16 protein-coding genes are annotated in these 22,871 nt (G+C 69.9%); 15 read left to right on the top strand and 1 reads right to left on the bottom strand.

What is annotated here, in order from left to right; genetic code table 11:
• The first annotated feature begins 15 nt into the window (after window positions 1–15).
• The 6 genes from PKA16_RS02795 to PKA16_RS02770 are packed head-to-tail and all read left to right on the top strand — an operon-like array spanning window position 16 to window position 11,483.
• Window positions 16–387: a GPW/gp25 family protein gene (locus tag PKA16_RS02795; RefSeq protein WP_324400178.1), complete on the top strand. Its 372-nt coding sequence runs from the start codon at window positions 16–18 to the stop codon at window positions 385–387.
• Window positions 384–2,936, top strand: coding sequence for a putative baseplate assembly protein (locus PKA16_RS02790; protein WP_324400176.1), 2,553 nt, complete (start codon window positions 384–386; stop codon window positions 2,934–2,936). Before PKA16_RS02795 ends, PKA16_RS02790 begins: the two co-directional genes overlap by 4 nt.
• The gene (locus tag PKA16_RS02785) at window positions 2,933–5,581 is read left to right on the top strand and encodes a putative baseplate assembly protein (RefSeq protein WP_324400174.1); all 2,649 of its coding nucleotides are present in this window, start codon (window positions 2,933–2,935) and stop codon (window positions 5,579–5,581) included. The genes PKA16_RS02790 and PKA16_RS02785 overlap by 4 nt, the downstream gene beginning before the upstream one ends.
• Window positions 5,578–7,698 (top strand): hypothetical protein, encoded by a 2,121-nt coding sequence (locus tag PKA16_RS02780; RefSeq protein ID WP_324400172.1) that lies wholly within the window; start codon window positions 5,578–5,580, stop codon window positions 7,696–7,698. Before PKA16_RS02785 ends, PKA16_RS02780 begins: the two co-directional genes overlap by 4 nt.
• 22 nt (window positions 7,699–7,720) lie before the next feature.
• Window positions 7,721–10,957 (top strand): DUF6519 domain-containing protein, encoded by a 3,237-nt coding sequence (locus PKA16_RS02775; protein ID WP_324400170.1) that lies wholly within the window; start codon window positions 7,721–7,723, stop codon window positions 10,955–10,957.
• Between the two features lie 16 nt (window positions 10,958–10,973).
• A complete protein-coding gene (locus PKA16_RS02770) occupies window positions 10,974–11,483 on the top strand; it encodes a hypothetical protein (RefSeq protein WP_324400168.1) in 510 nt (169 codons plus the stop codon).
• A 377-nt stretch (window positions 11,484–11,860) separates the two neighbouring features.
• Here PKA16_RS02770 and PKA16_RS02765 read toward each other — a convergent pair whose 3' ends face one another.
• Window positions 11,861–12,979: an AI-2E family transporter gene (locus PKA16_RS02765; RefSeq protein WP_324400166.1), complete on the bottom strand. Its 1,119-nt coding sequence runs from the start codon at window positions 12,977–12,979 to the stop codon at window positions 11,861–11,863.
• Between the two features lie 141 nt (window positions 12,980–13,120).
• Between PKA16_RS02765 and PKA16_RS02760 the strand changes: the two genes are divergently transcribed.
• From PKA16_RS02760 to aspS, 9 genes are all read left to right on the top strand, one after another.
• The gene (locus PKA16_RS02760) at window positions 13,121–13,543 is read left to right on the top strand and encodes a DUF971 domain-containing protein (RefSeq protein ID WP_324400164.1); all 423 of its coding nucleotides are present in this window, start codon (window positions 13,121–13,123) and stop codon (window positions 13,541–13,543) included.
• A 118-nt stretch (window positions 13,544–13,661) separates the two neighbouring features.
• Window positions 13,662–14,396 carry a bifunctional demethylmenaquinone methyltransferase/2-methoxy-6-polyprenyl-1,4-benzoquinol methylase UbiE gene (gene ubiE, locus PKA16_RS02755; RefSeq protein ID WP_324400162.1) on the top strand — a complete coding sequence of 245 codons (735 nt, stop codon included), beginning with the start codon at window positions 13,662–13,664 and terminating at the stop codon, window positions 14,394–14,396.
• Window positions 14,397–14,467: 71 nt separating this feature from the next.
• The gene (locus PKA16_RS02750; RefSeq protein WP_324400160.1) at window positions 14,468–15,430 is read left to right on the top strand and encodes a Tim44-like domain-containing protein; all 963 of its coding nucleotides are present in this window, start codon (window positions 14,468–14,470) and stop codon (window positions 15,428–15,430) included.
• Window positions 15,431–15,948: 518 nt separating this feature from the next.
• The gene (locus PKA16_RS02745; RefSeq protein WP_324400158.1) at window positions 15,949–16,491 is read left to right on the top strand and encodes a hypothetical protein; all 543 of its coding nucleotides are present in this window, start codon (window positions 15,949–15,951) and stop codon (window positions 16,489–16,491) included.
• Entirely contained in the window at window positions 16,488–18,056 is a 1,569-nt protein-coding gene (gene ubiB, locus PKA16_RS02740) for a ubiquinone biosynthesis regulatory protein kinase UbiB (protein ID WP_324400156.1), read from the top strand. The genes PKA16_RS02745 and ubiB overlap by 4 nt, the downstream gene beginning before the upstream one ends.
• 188 nt (window positions 18,057–18,244) lie before the next feature.
• Window positions 18,245–19,693 (top strand): sodium:solute symporter family protein, encoded by a 1,449-nt coding sequence (locus tag PKA16_RS02735; protein WP_324400154.1) that lies wholly within the window; start codon window positions 18,245–18,247, stop codon window positions 19,691–19,693.
• Between the two features lie 286 nt (window positions 19,694–19,979).
• Window positions 19,980–20,333, top strand: coding sequence for an FmdB family zinc ribbon protein (locus PKA16_RS02730; protein ID WP_324400152.1), 354 nt, complete (start codon window positions 19,980–19,982; stop codon window positions 20,331–20,333).
• A gap of 20 nt (window positions 20,334–20,353) precedes the next feature.
• Window positions 20,354–21,049, top strand: a complete 696-nt coding sequence (locus PKA16_RS02725) for a DUF502 domain-containing protein (RefSeq protein WP_324400150.1) — start codon at window positions 20,354–20,356, stop codon at window positions 21,047–21,049.
• 22 nt (window positions 21,050–21,071) lie between these two features.
• Window positions 21,072–22,868, top strand: a complete 1,797-nt coding sequence (aspS, locus tag PKA16_RS02720) for an aspartate--tRNA ligase (protein WP_324400149.1) — start codon at window positions 21,072–21,074, stop codon at window positions 22,866–22,868.
• Window positions 22,869–22,871: the final 3 nt, after the last annotated feature.

The following is a 22,871-nucleotide window of genomic DNA, read 5'->3' as shown; positions in this document are numbered from 1 at the left end:
GCGAGCGAATCCGCCATGGCCGACTTCCTCGACTTCCCCTACCGCTTCGACGGCCGCGGCCGCACCGGCGCGACCGATCGCGACGACCACATTCGCGACCTGATCGAACAGGTGCTGTTCACGACGCCGGGCGAACGCGTGATGCGCCCGGATTTCGGCAGCGGCCTGCTGGCGCTGGTGTTCGAGCCCAACAGCAGCGCGCTGGCCGCGACCACGCAGATGCTGGTGCAGGCGGCGCTGCAGCAGCATCTCGGCCATCTGATCGCCGTGCACGGCGTGGAGACTCTCGACGACGACGGAGCGCTGCGCGTGAACGTCCGCTACACGGTGCTGCTTGATCACAGCACGCAGAGCGCGAGCTTCACCGCGCGGGGGGGCAACCCATGAGCACGCGCTTTCAATGTTGCGACGCGCGCCGCCTGGAGGTGATCCGACAAGGCGGCAGCGACAATGCGATCGAGTTCATCGAGGTGCTGGACCAGGCGTCGCCACCCGGAGCGCCGCGCCAGCAGACGCTGTTCGTGCGCCTGCTGCGCAGCGGTTTCGCTCTCACACCGGACAATCTCAGGATCGATGGTGGCGAGCGCATTCCCACCGTCGGCGTGGCGTGGTGCGCGGCGGCCACCGCGCTGCCATCGCTGGCCGAGCCCGGCCTGGTCGATACCGTGGACGATCTGGCGCGCACCCTGGTGGTTCGCACCGACGGCAGCGGAGATCATTCGACCTACCGACTCTCGATTGTCGCCAACTCCGGCAGCGCCGAGCCGCCGGCAGGCTTCGATCCCAGGCTATCGAGCATCGCGTTTTCGTTCAAGGTCGAGTGCCGGTCGGACTTCGACTGCGCCCAGGCGCCGACTTGTCCGCCCGCCCCGAGCGTCCGGCCCGAGATCGATTACCTGGCCAAGGACTACCAGGGCCTGCGTCGTCTGATGCTCGACCGCATGAGCCTGCTGGTGCCCGGCTGGCAGGAGCGTTCTGCGGCCGACCTGGGCGTGGCGCTGGTCGAACTGCTGGCCTACGCCGCCGACAACCTCTCGTACCGCCAGGACGCCATCGCCAACGAAGCCTATCTCGGCACCGCGCGCCGGCGCATCTCGGTGCGTCGCCACGCACGGCTGGTCGACTACCGGATGCATGAAGGCTGCAACGCGCGCGCTTTCGTGCACTTCGACGTCTCGGGCCACGCCGTGGCGCTGCCCAGGGGCACGCGGCTGCTGACGCGCATCCCGGGGCTGGCCGTGGTGATCCCGCCCGCGAGCCCCGCGTTGCGCGGCGCCCTTGCCGCCGGCGCCCTGGTGTTCGAGACCGCGCACGACGCCACGCTCGATGAGGATCGCAACCAATTGCGCTTTTACACCTGGGGCGACCAGGGCTGCTGCCTGCCGCGCGGCAGCACCCGTGCGACGCTGCACACCCACGTGACGGGCCTGCAAGCGGGTGACTTCCTGCTGTTCGAGGAGGTGGCCAGCCCGACGACCTTCGCGGCCGAGGACGCCGACCACACCCATCGCTGGGCGGTGCGGCTGACGCAGGTGTACTTTGCCAGCGATCCGGCGGGCGGCCTGTTCGAGCAGCCGCCGGTCAACGCGGCGCGCGACGTGACCGAGATCGCCTGGGACGCCGCCGACGCGTTGCCGTTCCCGCTGTGCCTGTCAGTCACCGCACGGCCCGGCCTGGCGATCAGCGTCGCACGCGGCAACGTCGTGCTCGCCGACCACGGCCTGAGCATCGCGGATGAAGCGCTTGGCAGCGTGCCGCAGGCCACGCTGCAACTGGCCCCGACCGTTCCCAGCGGCAGTTGCGACCAATCCGAGCCCGAGCCGGTGCCGCCGCGCTATCGCCCGACGCTGGCGCAGGCGCCGCTCACGCACGGGTTTGCGCTGGACGAACTGCTGGCGGTGCCGATCGCGGACGATGAAGCCTGGTGGCCCGCGAGCGCGCTGCTCGCCATCGCCGCGCGCGAAGCCACGCCGCGCATCGCTTCGCTTGTCGGCACGCTGGGCGCGGTGGTTGAAGCCTGGACGCCGCGGCGCGACCTGCTGGAAAGCACCGGCGACGCAGCCGATTTCGTGGTCGAGGTCGATGACGATGGTATTGCCCGCCTGCGCTTTGGCGACGACGCCAATGGCAAGCGGCCCGATTCCGGTACCCGCTTCGTGGCCAGCTACCGCGTCGGCAACGGCGTTGCCGGCAACGTCGGCGCCGAGGCCATCGCCCACGTCGTGACACCGATGGTCGGCGCCTTCGACGCCGTGCGCAACCCCTTGGCGGCCGCCGGCGGCGTTGATCCGGAGGACGTCGAAGCGGTGCGCCGCGATGCGCCGCAGGCCTTTCTCACCCAGGAGCGGGCGGTCACGCCCGAGGACTACGCGGCCGCCGCCGAGCGCCGGCCCGAGGTGCAGCGCGCGGCGGCGAGCTTTCGCTGGACCGGCAGCTGGCATACCGTGTTCGTCACCGCGGACCGCTTCGGCGGCGGTGCGGTCGATGCGGGTTTCGCGGCCCGGCTGCGCCGGCACCTGGAGCGCTTTCGCATGGCGGGCTACGACCTCGAGGTGGACGGGCCGCGCTACGTGCCGCTCGAAGTGGCGCTGCACGTCTGCGTGAAACCCGGCTACTTCCGCGCCCAGGTGCTGCAGGCGGTGCAGCAGGTGCTGTCCAGCGACGTGCTGCCCGATGGCCGTCTGGGCGTGTTCCACCCGGACAACTTCAGCTTCGGCCAGCCGGTGTACCTGAGCCGCATCGTCGCAGCGGCGCAGGCGGTGGAAGGTGTCGAGGCGGTGCGACCCGAGGTGTTCCAGCGCATGGTCGACCCCGACCCGACCACGCTCGCGAGCGGCGTCATTGCCGTCGACCGGCTCGAGATCGCGCAACTGGCCAACAACCCCAACTTCCGCGATCGCGGAACCATGCAGCTCCGCGCAGGAGGTGGCCAATGAGCCCGCCCGTCCCGGACCTGAAGCCGCAGCTGGCGCCGCAACCGCCCGGCAGCGAGGCCTGCGGCTGCTGCGATGGCATCGCCGCGCAAACGCCTCGGGGCGTGGCCAATCGTGGCGGGCTGTCGGCGATTGCGTACCGCATCGGCGACTGGGCGCAGTTTCGCGCCAGCCTGCACGCGGCGCTGTCCTCGTCGCGCTTTGCGCCGCTGGCGCGTCTGCGCACGCGCGAAGATGACGATTTCACGATGGCGCTGATCGATGCGTTCGCCTGCACGGCCGACGTGCTGACGTTCTATCAGGAGCGCATCGCCAGCGAGTCGTACCTGCGCAGCGCGCTCGAACGCGTATCGGTGCAGGAGCTGGGCAAGCTGATCGGCTACCGCCTGCGTCCCGGCGTCGCGGCCGAAACCTGGCTGGCGTTCGCGCTTGAAACACCTCCGACGGCGCCGCCAGCGCTGCCGCCCGAGCCCGGCAACTTCGTCACCGGCGTGCCCGAGCGCCTGAGCCTCGACGCCGGGCTCAAGGTGCAAAGCGTCCCAGGTCCGGGCGAAAAGCCGCAGACCTTCGAGACCGTCGAGGCGCTGGCCGAGGCACGCCCGGCGTGGAACAGCATGCGGCCGTGGCTGACCGAAGCCATCAAGCCCCGCCGGGGCGACACCTTCACCTATGTCGCCGGCGTGCGCAGCAACCTCAAGCCTGGCGACGCACTGCTGATCCTGGGCGATGAATACCTCGCCGACCCGAACAACGACAACTGGGACTTGCGCATCGTCGAACGCATCGAACTGCAGCCCGAAGCTGACCGTACCCGGGTGCAGTGGCAGCGCGGGCTGGGCTCGATCAGCCCGTTCGGTCACCCCAGCACGCAGAATCCGCAGATCCACGTCCTGCGCAAGCGCGCCGCCGCCTTCGGCCACAACGCGCCGATGTGGGGCAGCATGTCGACCGACTTCCGCGGGAACTACCCTGGCGGGAAAGACTCGAGCGGCCATCTGGTCGGCGAATGGCCGAACTTCGTGCTTTCGCCCGCGGGCGCGACGGCGGATGGCGGTTACCTGGATACCGACGTGGCCTATCCCGAGGTGGGCAACGGCAGCTACGTGGTGCTCGCCAAGGGCGGATTCAACTATCCCGCCGAGCCGGCGCCGCGCGGCACCTGCGTCGAGCTGTATCGGGTGGCCAATGTGGCCGAGGTGTCGCGCGCGGAGTTTGCGCTGTCGGGCAAGGTGAGCCGCCTGCGGCTGCGCGGCGAGAACTACGCGGCGCAGTTCCAGAAGCGTGTGCGCGAGACCGTGGTGTTTGCGCAATCCGAAGCGCTCGCCTTTGCCGACTATCCCGTTGCCACCGAGATCGGCGGCAATCGCGTCCCGGTTGCGGTCGGTGCGGATGGCCTGCTCGCTGGCCGCCGCCTGATCGTGCGTGGTGCGCGCGCCAGCGACGGGCAGGCCGTGGTGGTGCAGGCGACGCTGGTCCAGGCGCACGCGCTGGGCACCATGCGCTGCGAGCTCGAAATCGCACCACCGCTGCCGGCACCGCTGGCGCGCGCCAGCGTGGTCGTGCATGCCAACGTGGTGCTGGCTTCGCACGGCGAGTCGGTGGCCCAGGTGCTCGGGAGCGGCGACGCGAGCCAGGCGTTCCAGCGCTTCGAGCTCAAGCAGTTGCCGCTGAGCTTTCGCAGCGCCGACAACGCGCTCGGCGCCGCGGCCGAGCTCACGGTGCGCGTGGGCGACATCGCCTGGCACGAACGCGCGACGATGCACGGCGCCGCGGCCACCGAACGCGCCTACACGGTCGAAACCGACGAGCAGGGCCGTCGGTTCGTGATGTTCGGCGATGGCAGGAGCGGCGCGCGCCCGATCACCGGGACCCATAACGTACGCGCCAGCTATCGCAAGGGACTGGGCGTCGAGGGCAACGTTCGCGCCGACCAGCTGACGCAGCTGATGAGCCGGCCGCTCGGGCTCAAGAGCGTGAGCAATCCGTTGGCGGCGCAGGGCGGCACCGACCCCGACACGCCGGGGGCTGCGCGCCGTGCCATGCCGCTGTTCACGCGCACCTTGGGCCGGGCGGTGTCGCTGCTCGACTACGAAGACTTCGCGCGCGCCTTCAGCGGCGTCGCCAAGGCGCAGGCGCAGGTGCTCGACCTGCCCGCGGGCAAGACGGTGGCGATCACCATCGCGGGGCCGGGCGGCCAGGCGCTGACCGCGGCCAGTCCGGTGTGGCAGCACCTGCTGGACGCGCTGAAAACCCACGGCGACCCCTTAGTGGCGGTGCGACTGCTGGCGTATCAGGCCAGCCTCTTCCGTGTCGGGCTCAGGGTCCGGCGCGACCCGGACTACGCCCTCGACACCGTGCTCGGCGCGGTCGAAGCCGCGCTGCGAACGCGCTTTGCCTTCGACGCGCGCGAGCTGGCGCAGCCGGTGCAGCAGTCCGAAGTGATCGCCGTGGCGCAGGCCGTGCCCGGCGTGATCGCGGTCGAGCTGACACGGCTTTACGGCGGCACCCGGCCGCCGGCGCAGACGCAGGTGTCCAGGCAGTTGCGGCTGCTGGCATCGCGCATGCGGGTCCAGGGTGACGCGGCCTGGCCGGCCGAGCTGCTCACGCTCGATCCCGGTCCGTTCGACCGGCTGGAGGAAATGACATGAGCAGCCTCACCGCCGATCGACTCTACGCGTTGCTGCCTGCCGTCTATCGCCAGCGCGACGCCGAGCGGGGCGGGCCGCTGCGCGCGCTGCTGGCCGCGTTCGCGCAGGAGTTCGCCGCGCTGGAAGAAAACCTCGAACAACTCTACGACGATCAGTTCATCGAGACCTGCGCCCCCTGGGTCGCCCCCTACATCGGCGACCTCATCGGCTACCGGCCGCTGCACGGCGTGTCGCCACGCGTTGCGTCGCCGCGCGCCGAGATCGGACACACGATCGCGTTCCGGCGCCGCAAGGGCACGGCACTGATGCTCGAGGAACTGGCGCAGGACCTGACCGACTGGCCTGCGCGCGCGGTGGAGTTCTTCGAGCAGCTCGCGACCACGCAGTACATGAAGCACCTGCGCCTGCATGCGCCGGCGACGGCTGATCTGCGTCGCCCGCGCGCGCTGCTGGAGCGGGGCGGCGCGTTCAACCGGCTCGCGCACACGGCCGAGATGCGTCGGTCCGAAGCCGGATCGGGCAGGTACAACATCCCGAACGTCGGCATTTTCCTGTGGCGGCTGCTGGCGCTGCGGCTGAGCCTCGTGCCGCTCACGCCCGACGCCGGCGATGCCAGCGGTCGCAAGTTCCGGGTCAACCCGCTGGGCGCCGACCTGCGACTGTTTCGCCGCGCGCGGACCGAGGATGACATCAGCCACCTGGCCGAGCCGGTCAACGTGCCACAGCCGCTCACGGTGCGGCTGATGGCGCTGGCCGTGCGCGCCGCGCAGGCCAGCGCAGTGCCCGCGCCCGACGCGCGGCTGGACGACGACTACGGTCCGGGCGAAAGCATCGCCCTGTTCAAGCCCGGCAACCCGCCAACGCCGTTGTCGGTGACCCAGGTGCGCGTGTGCGACCTGCGCGACCTCGTCGATGCCGGCGGCAACGTGATCGGCTGGAATCACGAAGATGGCGTGCCCGCCGGCACCATCGGCATCGACCCCGAGCGCGGGCGCGTCCTTCTGGGGGCGGCCGCCGACGGCCCGCTGCTGGCCACCTTCCACCATGGCCAGGCGCGTGCGATCGGCGGCGGCGAGTACCAGCGCATGTTCGAAGGTGCCGATCTGGCCGCGCAGCGCGCGGTGGAACAGGGCAACCCCCTGCAGCCGCAGCTCGACGCCATTGCCGGCGGAGGGCGGCTGGTGATCCAGGACAGCCGCACCTATGCACAGACGCCCGTGTTCAAGGTCGACGCGGTGCTCACGCCGGGCGCGCCGGGGCTCACGGTGGTGGTGGCGGCGGCCAATCCGGCCCGGCCGCTCGTGGCGGCCAGCGCGACGGTGATGCTGGCCATCGGCGCGCGCGGCCGGCTGGTGATCGACGGGTTGGTGTTCAGCGGAGGCCTGCTGCACCTGCCCGCCGCGGCCGACGACGAGCCGCGCGAACTGGTGTTGCGTGACTGCACCCTGGTGCCGGGACGCACGCTCCAGTCCAGCGGCGACGCCGCGGCGCCCGGCGCGACGAGCCTGCTGATCGAGCACCCATTCGCCCGCGTGACGCTGGAGCGCTGCATCACCGGCCCGATCCGTGCCGTCCCTGGCGCCACATTGACGTTGAAGGACAGCGTCGTCGACGCCGGCGCGCCCGAGAACGTCGCCTTGGCCGCCGATGCAGCGGGCAGCGCCGGCGCCGAGCTCACGGTGAGCGAGTGCACGTTGATCGGCAAGGTCCATACCCGGCTGATGCGGCTGGCCTCCGACAGCGTGTTCTTTGCCCGGCGTGGGCCGGCGCCGGGGGAAACCTGGCTGGCGCCCGTGCTGGTGCAGCGCCGGCAGCAAGGCTGCATGCGCTTTTGCTTCGTGCCCGCTGGGTCGATCACGCCGCGGCGCTTCAAGTGCCAGCCCGACGCGCTGCACCCGGGCGTGCTGCCGCATTTCACCTCGCTGCGCTACGGCGACCCGGGCTACGCCCAGCTGCGCCACGCCACCGACGCGGCGATCCGCGCCGGCGCCAGCGACGGCAGCGAGATGGGCGTGCTGCACGCCCTGTTCCAACCGCTGCGCGAGACCAACCTGCGTATCCGCCTGGACGAGTACCTGCGCTTCGGCCTGCACGCCGGCATCTTTTACGAGACCTAGTACCGCACCCCGGAGAACCGCCATGGCCGCCGATTTCTCACGCGTTCGCCTCGACCCGCTGCGCAACTATGCCGGCGTGGAACTCAAGCAGGGCGGCGTGCTGCTCGACGCCGACGCCAACGAGCTGGTCGCCATCCTTGATCGCCGGTTGCGCGCGCTGGCCAGCGACACGCTGGGTCGCGCCACCGTGTCCGCGACGACGCCCGACGCGTTCAAGATCAGCATGGTGGCCGGCGCGCTGCAGATCGGCCGCGGTCGCTTGTACGTCGATGGCCTGCTGGCCGAAAACCATGGTGCTGCCAGCAGCGACCCCGCGCAGCACGCGTTCGACGACCTGCTGGCCGAGCCGAGGTTCATGGTCCCGATCGACTACGCGCGTCAGCCCTTCCTGCCCAGCCCGCCAGCGTTGCCCACCGGCGGCCGGCACCTGATCTACCTCGACGTCTGGAGCCGAGAGCTGACGCACCTCGAGCAGCCCGATCTGGTGGAGAGCGCGGTCGCCGTGGAAACCAGCTCGCGCCTGCAGACCGTGTGGCAGGTGCGCGTGCTGGCGGACGATGCCGGCAACGCCAGCTGCGCCACGCCCGATGGCGAGCTGCCCGGCTGGGCCGGCGTGATCGCGCCTTCGACCGGTGTGCTGACCACCGGCACCTTCGAGGTGGCGGCCACCGACGACCCCTGCGAGCTGCCGCCAACCGGGGGCTACCGCGGCCTCGAGAACCAGCTGTACCGGGTCGAGATCCACGACCCGGGGCAGCCCGGGGGCGGCGCCACCTTCAAGTGGTCACGCGAGAACGCCAGCGTCGGCAGCCGCGTGAGCAGCATCATTTCGGCAACCGAGCTCGAGCTCGAGACGCTGGGCCGCGACGAGGTGCTGCGCATCAACACCGGCGACTGGGTGGAGATCATCGACGACGCGCGCGAGTTCGCGCAGGCCGGTGGCGAGATGCGCAAGGTCATGGTGGACGACGCCACCCGGCGCATGGCCTTCAGCCCGGCGCTGCCCGCCGCCATGCTGCCCGTGAGCTTCCCCGACAGCAGTCTCCCCGCCGTGCGCAAGCTGCGCGTGCGTCGCTGGGACCAGAAGGGCAGGATCTTTCGCACTGACGCCAGTGGCACGCCCGTGCAGGTACAGGATCTGGACGCGCCCGGTTCCACCGGCCTGATTCAGGTGCCGGCGGCCGGCACCACGCTGCTGCTGGAAAACGGCGTCACGGTGCGCTTCGACAGCACCGGCGGTGCGGCCGGCAAGGGCTTCCGGGCCGGCGACTGGTGGGCGTTCGCCGCGCGCACGGCCGATGCGTCGGTCGAGTTGCTCGATCGCGCGCCGCCGCGCGGCATCCACCACCATTACGCGCGCCTGGGCCTGTGGGATGTGGCCGCCGGCATGGTGACCGACTGCCGCCACCCCTGGCCGCCCCGGGGCGGCGGCGCGGACTGCGGCTGCGGCGAATGCGTCACGCCTGAATCGCACGCCAGCGGCCAGCTCACCATCCAGGCGGCGGTGGACCGGCTGCGCGACAGTGGCGGCACGGTATGCCTGCACGCCGGCCAGTACCTGCTGCAGGAGCCGGTGCGCATTGCCGCGGCGCGCTCGCTGCGCATCACCGGCCAGGGACCCGCGACCGTCATCGGCTGCGCCGGCACCGCCTTCATCGTCGAGCGCAGCCTGGCGATTGCGATCGACGCGCTGGCGATCATCTCGCTCGGCCGGACATCGGCCATCAGCGTGCGCACGGTGCTCGGCCTGGCCTTGCGCCGGCTGACGGTGGCGCTGTTGGGTGGCGCCGACGCGCGGGGTGCGGCGATCGCGCTCGGCGGCGTGGTGATGGGCGCGGCCATCGGCGAGAACTTGCTACTCGCACCCGATGGCGTGCGCGCGCTCGAGCCCGAGGACGAGAAGGCGCCCAGGGCGCTGCTGACGGCGCTGCTGGGCATCGACGACAACGTCCTCGCCTGCCGCGACAGCGCGGTCAAGCTGGACGGCCTGGTGGGCCACGCGTTCGAGACGCGCCTCAGCGGCAATCAGGTGCTGGGCACCCACGAAGTGGGGTTTTCGGCGCTGGGCCTGGCGCTGCCCGGCGCCAGCCTGCGGGTGGTGGAGAACAGCCTGCAGGTGCGCGGCCCGGGCATCCGCTGTGCGCTGGACGGCGTCTGGATCGAGGCCAACAAGCTGCGCGCGACATACGACGGCGAGCGCGCGCCCAGCGGCTCCGGCATCGCGTTGACCACCGGCCTGGACAAGGGCGGCAGCGATCAGTCCCAGGCACTGGCCAACCAGATCGAGGGCTTCGTCGATGCCGGCATCATCATCAATGCCCCGGTGCAGGACCTTATCGTCAAGCTCAACGTCGTCACGCGCTGCGGCCACGGCATCATCATGACCGACGGCGCCCGCGCCGGGTCGGTGTCGATCGAGAACAACCACCTGCGTGACATCGGCCTGGCGACCAGCGCCACCGTCGGCCCGCCGGGCGAGATCCTCGGCATTGCGGTTGTGCGCACCGACGCGGCCACCGTCAGCGGCAACATCCTGCGCCAGATTGGCCAGGGTGCGGCGCCAGGCAGGCAACTCATCGCCGGCATCGCCGCGCTGGCGGTGCGGCGTGCGCGCATCGGCGGCAACGAGATCACCGAAGTGGCGCCGCAGGAGGACTTCGGAGGCACGGCGGCCGGCATCACGCTGCGCGCGCCCTACGAGCAGGCCGAGGTGCACCACAATCACGTCGAGCGCGACGCCCAGTTCACCAGCGTGCCCAGCGGCACCGCGTGGTACGCCCTCGACATCAACGAGCCGGGCGTGGGTGGCGGCACGCTGTCGCGCCTGTCGCGCTACTCCGCCGTGCGCGTCGACGAGCAGCGCACGCTGGTGCTGCTGGGTCAGCGTGCCTTCGTCAGCCCTGGTCCCGCTGCCGGGGTCGATCCAGCCACCGGCGCTGCGGTGGCGCCGCCCGGTTCGAGTGCCTCGATTCTCGGCAACGTGCTGGTTGCACGCGGGCGCGTGCCGGCCGTCGACGCTGCTGCCGCCGGCGACCTGCTGTTCAGCGACAACCGCTGCGAGTTGCGTGCCAACGCCAGCACGGCGGCGGTGCGCCTGAAGGCCACGGCCGCGGTGATCGGCACCAACCGCGTGCGCGGCGGCGAAGTCTCGATCGCGGTGGTCAACGCCAAGGCCGTCACCGCCATCGGCAACATCACCAGCGGCGCCATCAACGCACCACTCAAGCCCGAGATGGTGCCGCTCAACCTGATCGCCTGAGGAAAGGACCGTCATCATGCGCGTCATCGTCATCCGGCAGCCGCTGGATCCGCAGGGGCTGGCCAGGGACCTGTTCGGTCTCGCGGCCGACGCCTCGGCCATGTTCGAGCGCGTGAAGGCGCTCAACCCCCATGTCGATTTCGACCGGATCCCGGCCGGCACCGTGCTGCTCGTGCCCGACGCGCCCGAGTCGAGGGCCGGTGGCGAGGCCGTGCGCTCGCCCGGCAGCGACGGGTTCGAGGCCGTGGCGCAGGACGCGCTCGCGGGTCTGAAGGCAGCTTCCGAGCGCGCCGCCAGCGCCGGTGAGGCGTCGGCCGCCGACCGTGCTGCGTTCACCGCCGTGCTGAAGACGGCCGCCGTCAAGCGCCTGATCGAAAGCGACCCGCTCCTGAAGGCGCAGGTCGAACAGGCCACCAGGACCTTCGACGCCGATCGCGGCGCTGTCCAGGAGGCTGCCCGGCAGATCGAATTGATGGCGAAGACTGCCAGTGAAGAATTGGCGGCACTGAAGAAGCTGCTTGACTGATCCCAGAAACGGCAGTTGACCGCTTGCCTTCTTCACGAGAGCCGCATGAACCTTGACTTGCGCGGCTTCGATCACCTCCACCTGTTGGGCGAGAGCGCTACGCGTTCGCCAGCACCGCGCAGGTCGCGCCCTGGCGCGCGGCTCGCCCTGGCGCACGGGAACGCGCGGCTCCCCCACCCTTGCAGGGCGCGCTCCGGCCGGAGGTCGCAGCCGTTCGCGCTGTCCAGAGGCGCGCAGGCGCCCTTGGAGCCGCGGTGCTCCCCCCTTGCCTGGCGCGCTCATCACGTCACTGACGGGCGCATCATCAAGCGGGCGCCGGCGTCGGATCCCTCGCTTCGATCGCGTTCGACACTGGACGGACAGGCGCTGAAAGGCCTTCAACCTTCGTCCGGGCCCGACCTCGCGTGCGCTCGGGGTGGCGGCGATGGGGCGGCGGGGTCGCCCCGTCTCTCGTCCTCGGCCACGCTGAACAGCGCCCAGGCGGCCACGAACAGGGCCGCGATGGCGGGGCCGATGACGAAACCGTTGACGCCGAAGATCGAGATGCCGCCGATGGTGGAGAGCAGCACCAGGAAGTCGGGCAGCTTGGTTTCCTTGCCCACCAGGATCGGGCGCAGGATGTTGTCCACCATGCCCATCACGCCGGCGCCCCAGACTGCCAGGCCGATGCCGGCGGCGGGCGCGCCGCTGGCCAGCAGGTAGATCGCCACCGGCGCCCAGATCAGGGCCGCGCCCACTGCCGGCAGCAGCGACAGAACGGCCATCGCCGTGCCCCACAGCACGGCACCGCGAATGCCGAGCACGGCAAATGCCAGGCCGCCCAGCACGCCCTGCACCAGCGCCACGACCACCGTGCCCTTGATGGTGGCGCGCACGACGGTGGCGAACTTGTGCAACAGGTAGCTGGTGTGCTCGGCCTGCATCGGGATGGCGCGCCTGATCTGCAGCGCCAGCTCGCGTCCGTCGCGCAGGAAGAAGAACAGCAGGTAGAGCATGATGCCCAGGTTGACCAGCAGCAGCAGCGTGTTCTGGCCGATTTCCAGGGCGTGCCCCGCGAGCGCCTGCCCGCCCTGCGCCAGTGCGGTCGACAACTTGGCGGCCACGTCCGTCAGGCTGGCCAGGCCAAAGCGCCCCAGCAGGCCGTGCAGCCAGGCCGGCAGCGCATCGATGACCTGCTGGAAGTAGGCGCGCAGGTCGAGTTCGCCCGAGCGCACGCGCTGGCTGAAGCTGGCCGCCTCGTCCACCATCGAGCCGACGATGAAGCCCAGCGGCACCAGCACGATCAGCAGGCAGATCAGCAGGGTGGCCAGCGCCGCCAGGGTGTCGCGTCCACGCAGCCACAGGCGCAGGCGCCGCTGCAGCGGCATGAACATCAGCGCCAGCACCATGGCCCAGAACACGGCACCGAAGAACGGCGCGACGATCCAGCAGAAGGCCGCCGTCACCCCGGCCAGCAGCAGCAGGAAGACGGCGCGTTGCAGGGCAGGGCTGTTCATGGCGTGCTCGGGGGCCGGGAGCGCGCAGTATAAGGAGATGGGAAGTGTCGCGACAGGGACTTGCGGGCAGGATGGGGTCGTGGGCGCAGGCGCCGGGCACAATGGGCATTTCGCATCGCCAACCTGTATTCCGATTTCGCCATGACCACCGCGCCGACTGCCCCGCCCGAATCGATCGTCCTGCACGCCAAGTCCCGGGTACTCGAACTGACCTGGCCCGGTGGCGTGGTGCATCGGCTGCCCTTCGAGCTGCTGCGGGTGTATTCGCCCTCGGCCGAGGTGCAGGGCCATGGGCCCGGCCAGGAGGTGCTGCAGACCGGCAAGCGCGAGGTGCAGATCACCGCGCTGGCCTCGGTCGGCACCTATGCCGTGCAGCCGACCTTCTCGGATGGCCACGACAGCGGCATCTACACGTGGGAATACCTGTACTACCTGGGGTCGCAGCAGGACCAGCTGTGGCGTGAATACGAGGCGCGGCTGGCGGCCGCCGGGGTCGACCGCGACAAGCCGTCGGGCCGTTCGGTGCCGCCGCCCAAGGCTTTCACGGCACGCAAGCAGCGCTGATGAAAACTATTGATTTCATAGCAAAATACCCAGTTTCGGCGGCCCCGGCATTCGTCTGAGCCGGTAGAATCGGGTGGACATCGCGGGCGTCCGCGCAAGTCGTTCCCCACTCCCACCCATGGCCACCACCCATTTCGGCTACGAATCGGTCGACGAGCACGACAAGGCGCGGCGCGTCCGCGGCGTGTTCGACTCGGTGGCCGCGCGCTACGACCTGATGAACGACCTGATGTCAGGCGGCCTGCATCGGCTCTGGAAGCGTTACGCCGTGATGGTGGCCAATGTCCAGCCCGGCCAGCGGGTGCTGGACATCGCCGCCGGCACGGGCGATCTGGCGCGGGCGTTCGCGCGCCGGGTGGGGCCGGCCGGCCAGGTGGTGCACACCGACATCAACGAGGCCATGCTGCGCACCGGGCGCGACCGCCTGCTGGATGCCGGCGTGATCCTGCCGACGGTGGTGTGCGATGCCGAGCGGCTGCCGTTCCCGGATGGCCATTTCGACCTCGTCAGCGTCGCCTTCGGCCTGCGCAACATGACGCACAAGGACATGGCGCTGCGCGAGATGGCACGGGTGCTGAAGCCCGGCGGCCGCCTGCTGGTGCTCGAGTTCTCCCAGGTCGCGCGCCCGCTGCGCCGCGCCTACGACCTGTACTCGTTCCAGGTGCTGCCGCGACTGGGCCGCCTGGTGGCCGGCGATGCCGACAGTTACCGTTATCTGGCCGAATCGATCCGCATGCACCCCGGGCAGGAGGAACTCCGTGCCCTGATGAAGCTCAATGGTTTCGGGCACGTGGATTTCCACAACCTGGCGGGTGGCGTGGTGGCGCTGCATGTCGGCGTCAAGTGCACATAGCCCCGGTTCCGGTTTGCAGTTACATTTATCCTGTCTTGTTCCATCCATCTGACCCTGGGAGATCACCTCGGATGAAATCGAGTCGCCTGGCTTCGGCCTTCTTCACTTTCCTGCTGGCGCTGCTGCTGGTGGGTGTTACCAGCTTCGAAGCCGAGGCCAGGCGCCTGGGCGGCGGTAAATCATTCGGCCGCCAGTCGAGCAACGTCACGCAGCGCCAGGCCACGCCGCCGGCAGCACCCGCGCAGCCGGCAAACGCGGCTGCGGCCGCTGGCGCGAAGGGCGCTGCGGCCGGCGCCGCACGCAAGCCCTGGGCCGGCATGCTCGGCGGTCTGGCGGCCGGCCTGGGCCTGGCCTGGCTGGCCAATGCCCTGGGCCTTGGCGCGGAGTTCGCTAACTTGCTGCTGATCGGCCTGCTGGTGCTCGCGGGGCTGGCGGTGGTGCGCATGCTGCGACGCCCGCGTGCCGGCGGCGCCATGGCCTATCAGGGCGCGGGCGCCAGCGTCGGCGATTCCCTGCTGCCACGCCAGTACAACCCGACCAAGGTCGGCAACGACGCCTCGGCGCGTCCCTGGGAGGCCCAGGGGGCCGCGTTCGACGGCGGTGGCTCGCTCATCGGATCGGCCCTGCAGGGCGCGCAAGGCTGGGGCATCCCGGCCGGTTTCGACGTGGTCGGTTTCACCGAGGCGGCCAAGCGCAACTTCGTGAGCCTGCAAAAGGCCTGGGACCAGGGCGACATCCCGACCCTGCGCGCCATGATGACCGACGAGATGCTGGGCGAGATCCAGGCACAACTGGCCGAACGCGAGCGCGATGCACCGGGCCAGGCCAACGAGACCGAGGTCATGGTGCTGGACGCCCAGTTGCTCGGCATCGAGGAGCTGGACGACCTGTACATGGCCAGCGTCGAGTTCAGCGGCATGATGCGCGAGGACGTCTCGGCCGGGCCGAACCCCTTCCGCGAGGTCTGGAACATGACCAAGCCCAGGTCCAGCCGTGGTGGCTGGCTGGTCGCCGGGGTGCAGTCGCTGCAATGACGCCATGCGCCGGCTGGCGCCGGCACGGCGACACGACGGGCGCCCCGTCGAGGCGCGGCAGGTTCGGCTCGTCATTCGCCCGATTCGACGGCTGCTCAGCGCAGCCCCAGGGCCGTGGAGCAGGCCGCCGCGGCGCGCGCCAGACCCGCGCTTGTGACGTGCGTCGGCGTCGCCCCCTTCAAGGGAGAAGGGGGTGAGGCACCTCACGCGGGTTCGCTTTCAAAATGACGAAGGGACTTCGCTGCGCTCGAATGACAGTGAAAGTCATTCCGTCATGCCGGCGTCAGCTTTCATCTTCTTGAGCGCGAACGGCATCAGCGCCCCACCGCGTCTTGCGCCAACCGCGGCGCGTGAAACGAGCCTGCGCCGATGGCCACGGAGCAGGCCAGGCGGGGCACCCGGCGCCAGGGTCTCCCTGGCCACTGGGTGCTCGCCCTTGAGGGTGGAGGTGAAACATCGCGCAGCGAGTGCAGTCACGGGGGCGGTTCGCTCCAGGCGGTGACTCATAATCCGGGGACATGGCAACACAGTCCCCGTTTTCCTTTCTGGGCGACGCCCTCGACAAGCTGGCCGACAGCCTGAAGCCGCCAGCCTGGCTGACCGACGAATTGCAGCATCGGCTGGTGCTGTTCCTCAATCACGTGCTGATGCAGGAGCCCGAGGCGCAGGCTCGCCTGGCGCGCCAGCAGGGCCAGGTGGTGCGGGTGCAATGGGGCGCTGCGGCGCTGCAGCTCGCGATCACGCCGGCCGGGCTGTGCGAGCGGGCGCCGGTGGCCGAACACGACCTGCTGCTGACCGTGACCGACGCCTCGCCGCTCGCGCTGGCGCAGGATGCACTGCGTGGCGAGCGGCCCGCCGTGCGCATCGAAGGCGACGGGCAGCTCGCCGCCGAGGTCAACTGGCTGATCGACAACGTGCGCTGGGACGCCGAGGAGGACCTGGCACGACTGGTGGGGGATGCGCCCGCGCATGCGCTGGCCGAGCTGGGTCGCACGCTGGCGCGCGGCCTGCGCCAGTTTGTCGGCAGGCTGCCGACGCGCGATCGGCCCGCGCCCCGATGAAGCGCCTGTTGCGCGCCACCACCATCGCCTGGGTGGCCTTGCGCCACGGGCTGGACGAGCTGGTGCTGAACAGCTTCCAGAAGCCCTGGCTGCGCGCGCTGGCGCGCATCGCCTCGATCGGGCGCGATCTGTCGGCGCCGCGCGGCCAGCGCCTGCGCGAGGCGCTGCAGCAACTCGGCCCGATCTTCGTCAAGTTCGGCCAGGTGCTGTCGACGCGGCGCGACCTGCTGCCGCCGGACATCGCCGACGAGCTGGCGCTGCTGCAGGACCGCGTGCCGCCGTTCCCGGGCGAGATCGCGATCGCGACCATCGAGCGCGCCTTCCGCAAGCCAGTGAGCGAGCTGTTCACCCACTTCGAGCGCGAGCCGGTGGCCAGCGCCTCGATCGCCCAGGTGCATTTCGCCACCCTGGTGGACGAGCAGGGGCGCGAGCGCGAGGTCGCGGTGAAGGTGCTGCGCCCCGGCATGCTGCGCGTGATCGAGAAGGACCTGGAGCTGATCCGCATGATGGCGCGCTGGGTCGAGCGCCTGTCGGCCGATGGCAAGCGCCTGAAGCCGCGCGAGGTCGTGGCCGAATTCGACAAGTACCTGCACGACGAGCTGGATCTGGTGCGCGAGGCGGCCAGCGCGGCGCAGCTGCGGCGCAACATGACGGGGCTGGGGCTGGTGCTGATCCCGGAGATGTTCTGGGACCTGTGCCGCCCCGACGTGATCGTGATGGAGCGCATGCGTGGCATTCCGATCGGCCAGGTCGAACGCCTGCGCGAGGCCGGCATCGACATTCCGAAGCTGGCGCGCGATGGCGTCACGATCTTCTTCACCCAGGTGTTTCGCGACGGCTTCTTCCACGCCGACATGCACCCGGGCAACATCATGGTGAGCGTCGAGCCGGAAACCTTCGGGCGCTACATCTCGCTGGACTTCGGCATCGTCGGCACGCTCACCAGCTCCGACAAGGAGTATCTGGCGCAGAACTTCACCGCCTTCTTCCGGCGCGACTACAAGCGCGTGGCCGAGCTGCACCTGGAGAGTGGCTGGGTGCCGCCGGGCACGCGCGTCGACGAGCTGGAGTCGGCGATCCGCAGCGTCTGCGAGCCCTATTTCGACCGACCGCTCAAGCAGATCTCGCTGGGCATGGTGCTGATGCGGCTGTTCCAGACCTCGCGTCGCTTCAATGTCGAGATCCAGCCGCAGCTGGTGCTGCTGCAGAAGACGCTGCTGAACATCGAGGGTCTGGGGCGGCAGCTCGACCCCGAGCTCGATCTCTGGAGCACGGCCAAGCCGTTCCTCGAGCAGTGGATGCTCGAGCAGGTCGGGCCCAGGCGCCTGTGGCACGAGATGAAGACCCAGGCGCCGTACTACGCGCGCATGCTGCCCGAGCTGCCGCGCCTGCTGCACGAATACCTGCGCCGCGACGGCGGCGACGAGGCGCAGCGCCAGATGCTGCAGCTGCTGGCCGAGCAGCGGCGCACGAATCGCCTGCTGCAGGCGCTGATCTGGGGCGGCGTCGGCTTCCTGCTCGGCCTGCTGGTGATGCAGGTGATCGTGCGCGTCCGCGTGTTCTGACCCTCCTCCCGCGCGCCGGTGCGCGCCAGCCGGCCGTCGCGCGTCATTCCGTGCGAGGCGCGGGAGATCGAGCCGGCGCAGTTCGCATCGCCCGGACGGGCGAACGCTGCCGCGTGAAAAAGGCGCCCGGAACCAGCGACAATCGCGCGTTTGTTTTTTCTGATTTCAGCCCGGCTGGGGGAGGGTTCATGCTGGTCAGCTTCATCGCCTTGTACCTGCTGGCGTCGATCGCCATCGGCCTGTACGCGGCCACGCGGGTGCGCAACACCGCCGACTACGCTGTGGCGGGGCGCAGCCTGCCGCTGGCGGTGGTGGTGGCAACCACGTTTGCCACCTGGTTCGGCTCGGAATCGGTGCTGGGCGCGCCCGGCCAGTTCGTGAAGGAGGGCCTGGGCGGCACGGTGGAGGATCCGTTCGGCGCCGGCATGTGCCTGGTGCTGGTCGGCCTGTTCTTCGCGCGCAAGCTGTATGCGATGAACATCATCACCATCGGCGACTACTACCGCCGGCGCTTCGGTCGCGCCATCGAGGTGCTGTGCTCGAGCATCATCATCTTCAGCTACCTGGGCTGGGTCGGGGCCCAGGTGACGGCGCTGGGCCTGGTGTTCAACCTGCTCAGCCAGGGCGCCATCCCGGTGGCCTGGGGCATGGTGATCGGCACCGTGATCGTGCTGGTCTACACGCTGTATGGCGGCATGTGGTCGGTGGCGCTCACGGATTTCGTGCAGATGATCGTGATCGTCGCCGGCCTGCTGCTGATCGCGTGGTACGCGGCCGGCATGGCGGGCGGCGCCGGGCACGTGATCGAGGTTGCCTCGCGCGAGGGACGCTTCAACTTCTTTCCTTCCGGCGGGGTGAAGGACTGGACCTTCTTTTTCGCTGCGGCCATCACCATGATGCTGGGTTCGATCCCGCAGCAGGACGTGTTCCAGCGCGTGATGTCGTCGAACAATGCCGATACCGCGCGCAAGGGGCCGGTGATCGGGGGCCTGCTCTACATCGGCTTCGCCTTCGTGCCGATGTTCATCGTGATTGCCGGACTGATCATCATGCCGGGCACGTCCGAGCTGCTGGCTGACGATCCGCAGAAGGTGCTGCCGCGGCTGGTGCTGGACCACATGCCGGTGGCGCTGCAGGTGGCCTTCTTCGGCGCGCTGCTGTCGGCCATCATGTCCACCGCCTCGGCCACCATGCTGGCGCCGTCGACCACCTTCGTCGAGAACATCCTGCGCAACCTGCGCCCCGGCATGAGCGACGCCGAGACGCTCAAGGCGATGCGCGTCAGCGTGCTGGTGTTCACCCTGTGCGTGCTGGTGTATTCGATCACGATGGAAGGTTCGTCCATCTACGAACTGGTGTCGGGCGCCTACCAGGTACCGCTGGTGGGCGCCTTCGTGCCGCTCGCCTTCGGTGTCTACTGGAAGCGCGCCACCACCCAGGGCGCCTTGCTGGCGGTGGCGCTGGGCATCGGCGTCTGGCTCTGGTTCGCGGCCAGCCCGGTGCTGAACGAGGCGTTCCCGCAGCAGCTCGCCGGCGTGCTGGCCGCCATCGCCGGCATGGTGTTCGGCTCGCTGGCACCGCAGTGGCTGCCCGATCACAAGGGACACCCGATGCATTACGCGGGCGCGGCGCGCTGAGAAGGCGCGTGCCCGCGAATCCCTCATGCCAGGCCCCCTGCGCCGCGCATTCCTGCCCGGTTGCAAATGCGCGCGCCCAGGCTGTTGCGGTGCCTTGTGCCGCGCTTGCCCCCCTGCGGGGCGCGGCCAGCGGCTGCACCCGATGGCGCAGCCCGGAGGACCGCGGGCACCCCTGGCGTCGCGGTGTTTGCCCTGCCCGGCGCGTCGATGGCGACCCTGATACGCGCATCCGGCTGTCGAATCCAGGATAATTGCAAGTTTTGCGTCAGTTTCGGATCGTGTGGCCATGCCCATTTATGCATACAAGTGCGCGTCTTGCGGATTTGCCAAGGATGTCCTGCAGAAGTTGTCCGACGCTCCACTCTCGGTCTGCCCGTCCTGCGGCGAACCGGCGTTCCACAAGCAGGTGACCGCGGCGAGCTTCCAGCTCAAGGGCACGGGCTGGTACGTCACCGATTTCCGCAACGAGGGCACTGGGAGCCCGAGCGCGGGGGAGTCGGCAGCGGGCGCTGACGGCGGTGCCGCCGCGCCCGCGGCACCGTCCACGGCAGCTGCCGCCAGTCCGTCCCCCGCGCCCGCGCCAGCCAGTGCGGCCCCCGCGGCGCCGCCGGCGCACAGCGGCGGTTCCACTGGCCACTGATCGTCGCCGCTTGCGCGCCCATGATGTCCCGCTTGCGCCAGTACTTCATCACCGGCCTGCTGGTGTGGTTGCCGGTGGGCGTGACGGTGTGGGTGCTGCTGTGGCTGATCGGGATCCTGGACGGCATCTTCCTGGGCGTGCTGGCGGCCTTCGAGGCGATGGCGCCGCCGCTGCAGCCGCTGGCCAATTCGCTGCGCCACATTCCCGGCCTGGGCGTGATCCTGGTGGTGTTCGTGCTGCTCGGCACCGGCCTGTTCGTGGCCAACATGTTCGGCCAGTGGTCGCTGCGCCAGTGGGACCGGCTCATGACGCGCATCCCGGTGGTGCGCAGCATCTATTCGAGCGTCAAGCAGGTTTCCGACACGCTGTTTTCCGGCAACGGCCAGGCGTTCTCGCAGGCCGTGCTGATTCAGTACCCGCGCCAGGGTGCCTGGACGATTGCCTTCCTGACCGGCAAGCCGAGCGGCGAGGTGGCCGCCCACCTCAGCGGCGACTTCATCAGCGTCTACGTGCCGACGACGCCCAACCCGACGTCCGGCTTCTTCCTGATGGTGCCGCGCGGCGACGTGGTGCCGCTCGCGATGAGCGTCGACGAGGCGCTCAAGTACGTGATTTCTATGGGCGTGGTGGCGCCGCCCGAGCGCCCGTCCGGGGCCCGTCTGGGTGAGGCCGAAAGCCGCGCCGGGGCCGGCGCGCCGGCGCTGCCCGAATCCTGACGAACCGAAAGCGAATCTCCACATGTCTTCCCTGCGTTCCCATTACTGCGGTCTGGTGACCGAGGCCCTGATCGGTCAGTCCGTGAGCCTGTGCGGATGGGTCAATCGGCGACGCGACCATGGGGGCGTGATCTTCGTCGACCTGCGCGACCGCGAGGGTTACGTGCAGGTGGTCTGCGATCCCGACCGGCCGGAGATGTTCAAGCTGGCCGAGGAGCTGCGCGGCGAGTTCTGCATCCAGGTCAAGGGCCTGGTGCGTGCGCGGCCCGAGGGCACGGCCAACGATCAGCTCACCAGCGGCCAGGTGGAGGTGCTGTGCCAGGAGCTGGTGGTCCTCAACCCGTCGGTCACGCCGCCGTTCCAGCTCGATGACGACAACCTGTCGGAGACCACGCGCCTGACGCACCGGGTGCTCGACCTGCGCCGCCCGGTGATGCAGCGCAACCTGCGGCTGCGCTACCAGGTCGCGATGGCGGTGCGGCGCTTCCTGGACGGCGAGGGCTTCATCGACATCGAGACGCCGATGCTGACGCGCAGCACGCCCGAGGGAGCGCGCGACTACCTGGTGCCCAGCCGCGTCCACGATGGCCTGTTCTTCGCGCTGCCGCAGTCGCCGCAGCTGTTCAAGCAGCTCCTGATGGTGTCGGGCTTCGACCGTTACTACCAGATCACCAAGTGCTTTCGCGACGAAGACCTGCGCGCCGACCGCCAGCCCGAGTTCACCCAGATCGACTGCGAGACCTCGTTCATGAGCGAGGAGGAGATCCGCGCGCTGTTCGAGCGCATGATCCGTGAGGTGTTCCAGCAGGCCCTGGGGGTGGATCTGGGCGCGTTTCCGGTGATGGCGCACGCCGAGGCGATGTACCGTTTCGGTTCGGACAAGCCGGACCTGCGCGTCAGGCTCGAGCTGACCGAGCTGACCGACGTGATGACGGACGTGGATTTCAAGGTCTTCAGCGCTCCGGCCACCAGCCCGGGCGGTCGCGTGGTGGCGCTGCGCGTGCCTGGCGGCGGGGCCATCAGCCGTGGCGAGATCGACGGCTACACCGATTTCGTCAAGATCTACGGTGCCAAGGGCCTGGCCTGGATCAAGGTCAACGAAGTCGGGAAGGGGCGCGAGGGCCTGCAGTCGCCGATCGTCAAGAACCTGCACGATGCAGCCATTGCCGCCATCCTCGAGCGCAGCGGCGCGCAGGATGGCGACATCCTGTTCTTCGGCGCGGACAAGGCGCGCGTGGTGAACGACGCCATCGGCGCGCTGCGCCTGAAGATCGGTCTGAGCGAGTTCGGCCGCAAGACGGGGCTGTTCGAGGAGCGCTGGGCGCCGCTGTGGGTGGTCGACTTCCCGATGTTCGAGTGGGACGACGGCGAGCAACGCTGGAGCGCCGTGCACCACCCGTTCACCGCGCCCAAGGACGGGCACGAGGACTACATGGACTCCGACCCCGGGCGCTGCCTGGCCAAGGCCTACGACATGGTGCTCAACGGCTGGGAACTGGGCGGCGGCTCGGTGCGCATCCACCGCGCCGAGGTGCAGTCCAAGGTGTTCGCGGCGCTGCGCATCACGCCCGAGGACGCGCGCGCCAAGTTCGGCTTCCTGCTCGATGCCCTGCAGTACGGCGCGCCGCCCCATGGCGGCCTGGCCTTCGGCCTGGACCGGCTGGTCACCCTGATGACCGGAGCCGAGTCGATCCGCGACGTGATCGCCTTCCCGAAGACGCAACGCGCGCAGGACCTGCTGACCCAGGCACCCAGCGCGGTCGATGAGAAGCAGCTGCGCGAGCTGCACATTCGCCTGCGCAATCCGCAGCCGGCTTGAAGG

This window comes from Ottowia sp., from assembly GCF_035325765.1.
In the GTDB taxonomy this organism is placed as follows: domain Bacteria; phylum Pseudomonadota; class Gammaproteobacteria; order Burkholderiales; family Burkholderiaceae_C; genus Ottowia.
Note: the sequence above shows the minus strand (reverse complement) of the source record. Positions and strands in the feature narration are given on the sequence as shown.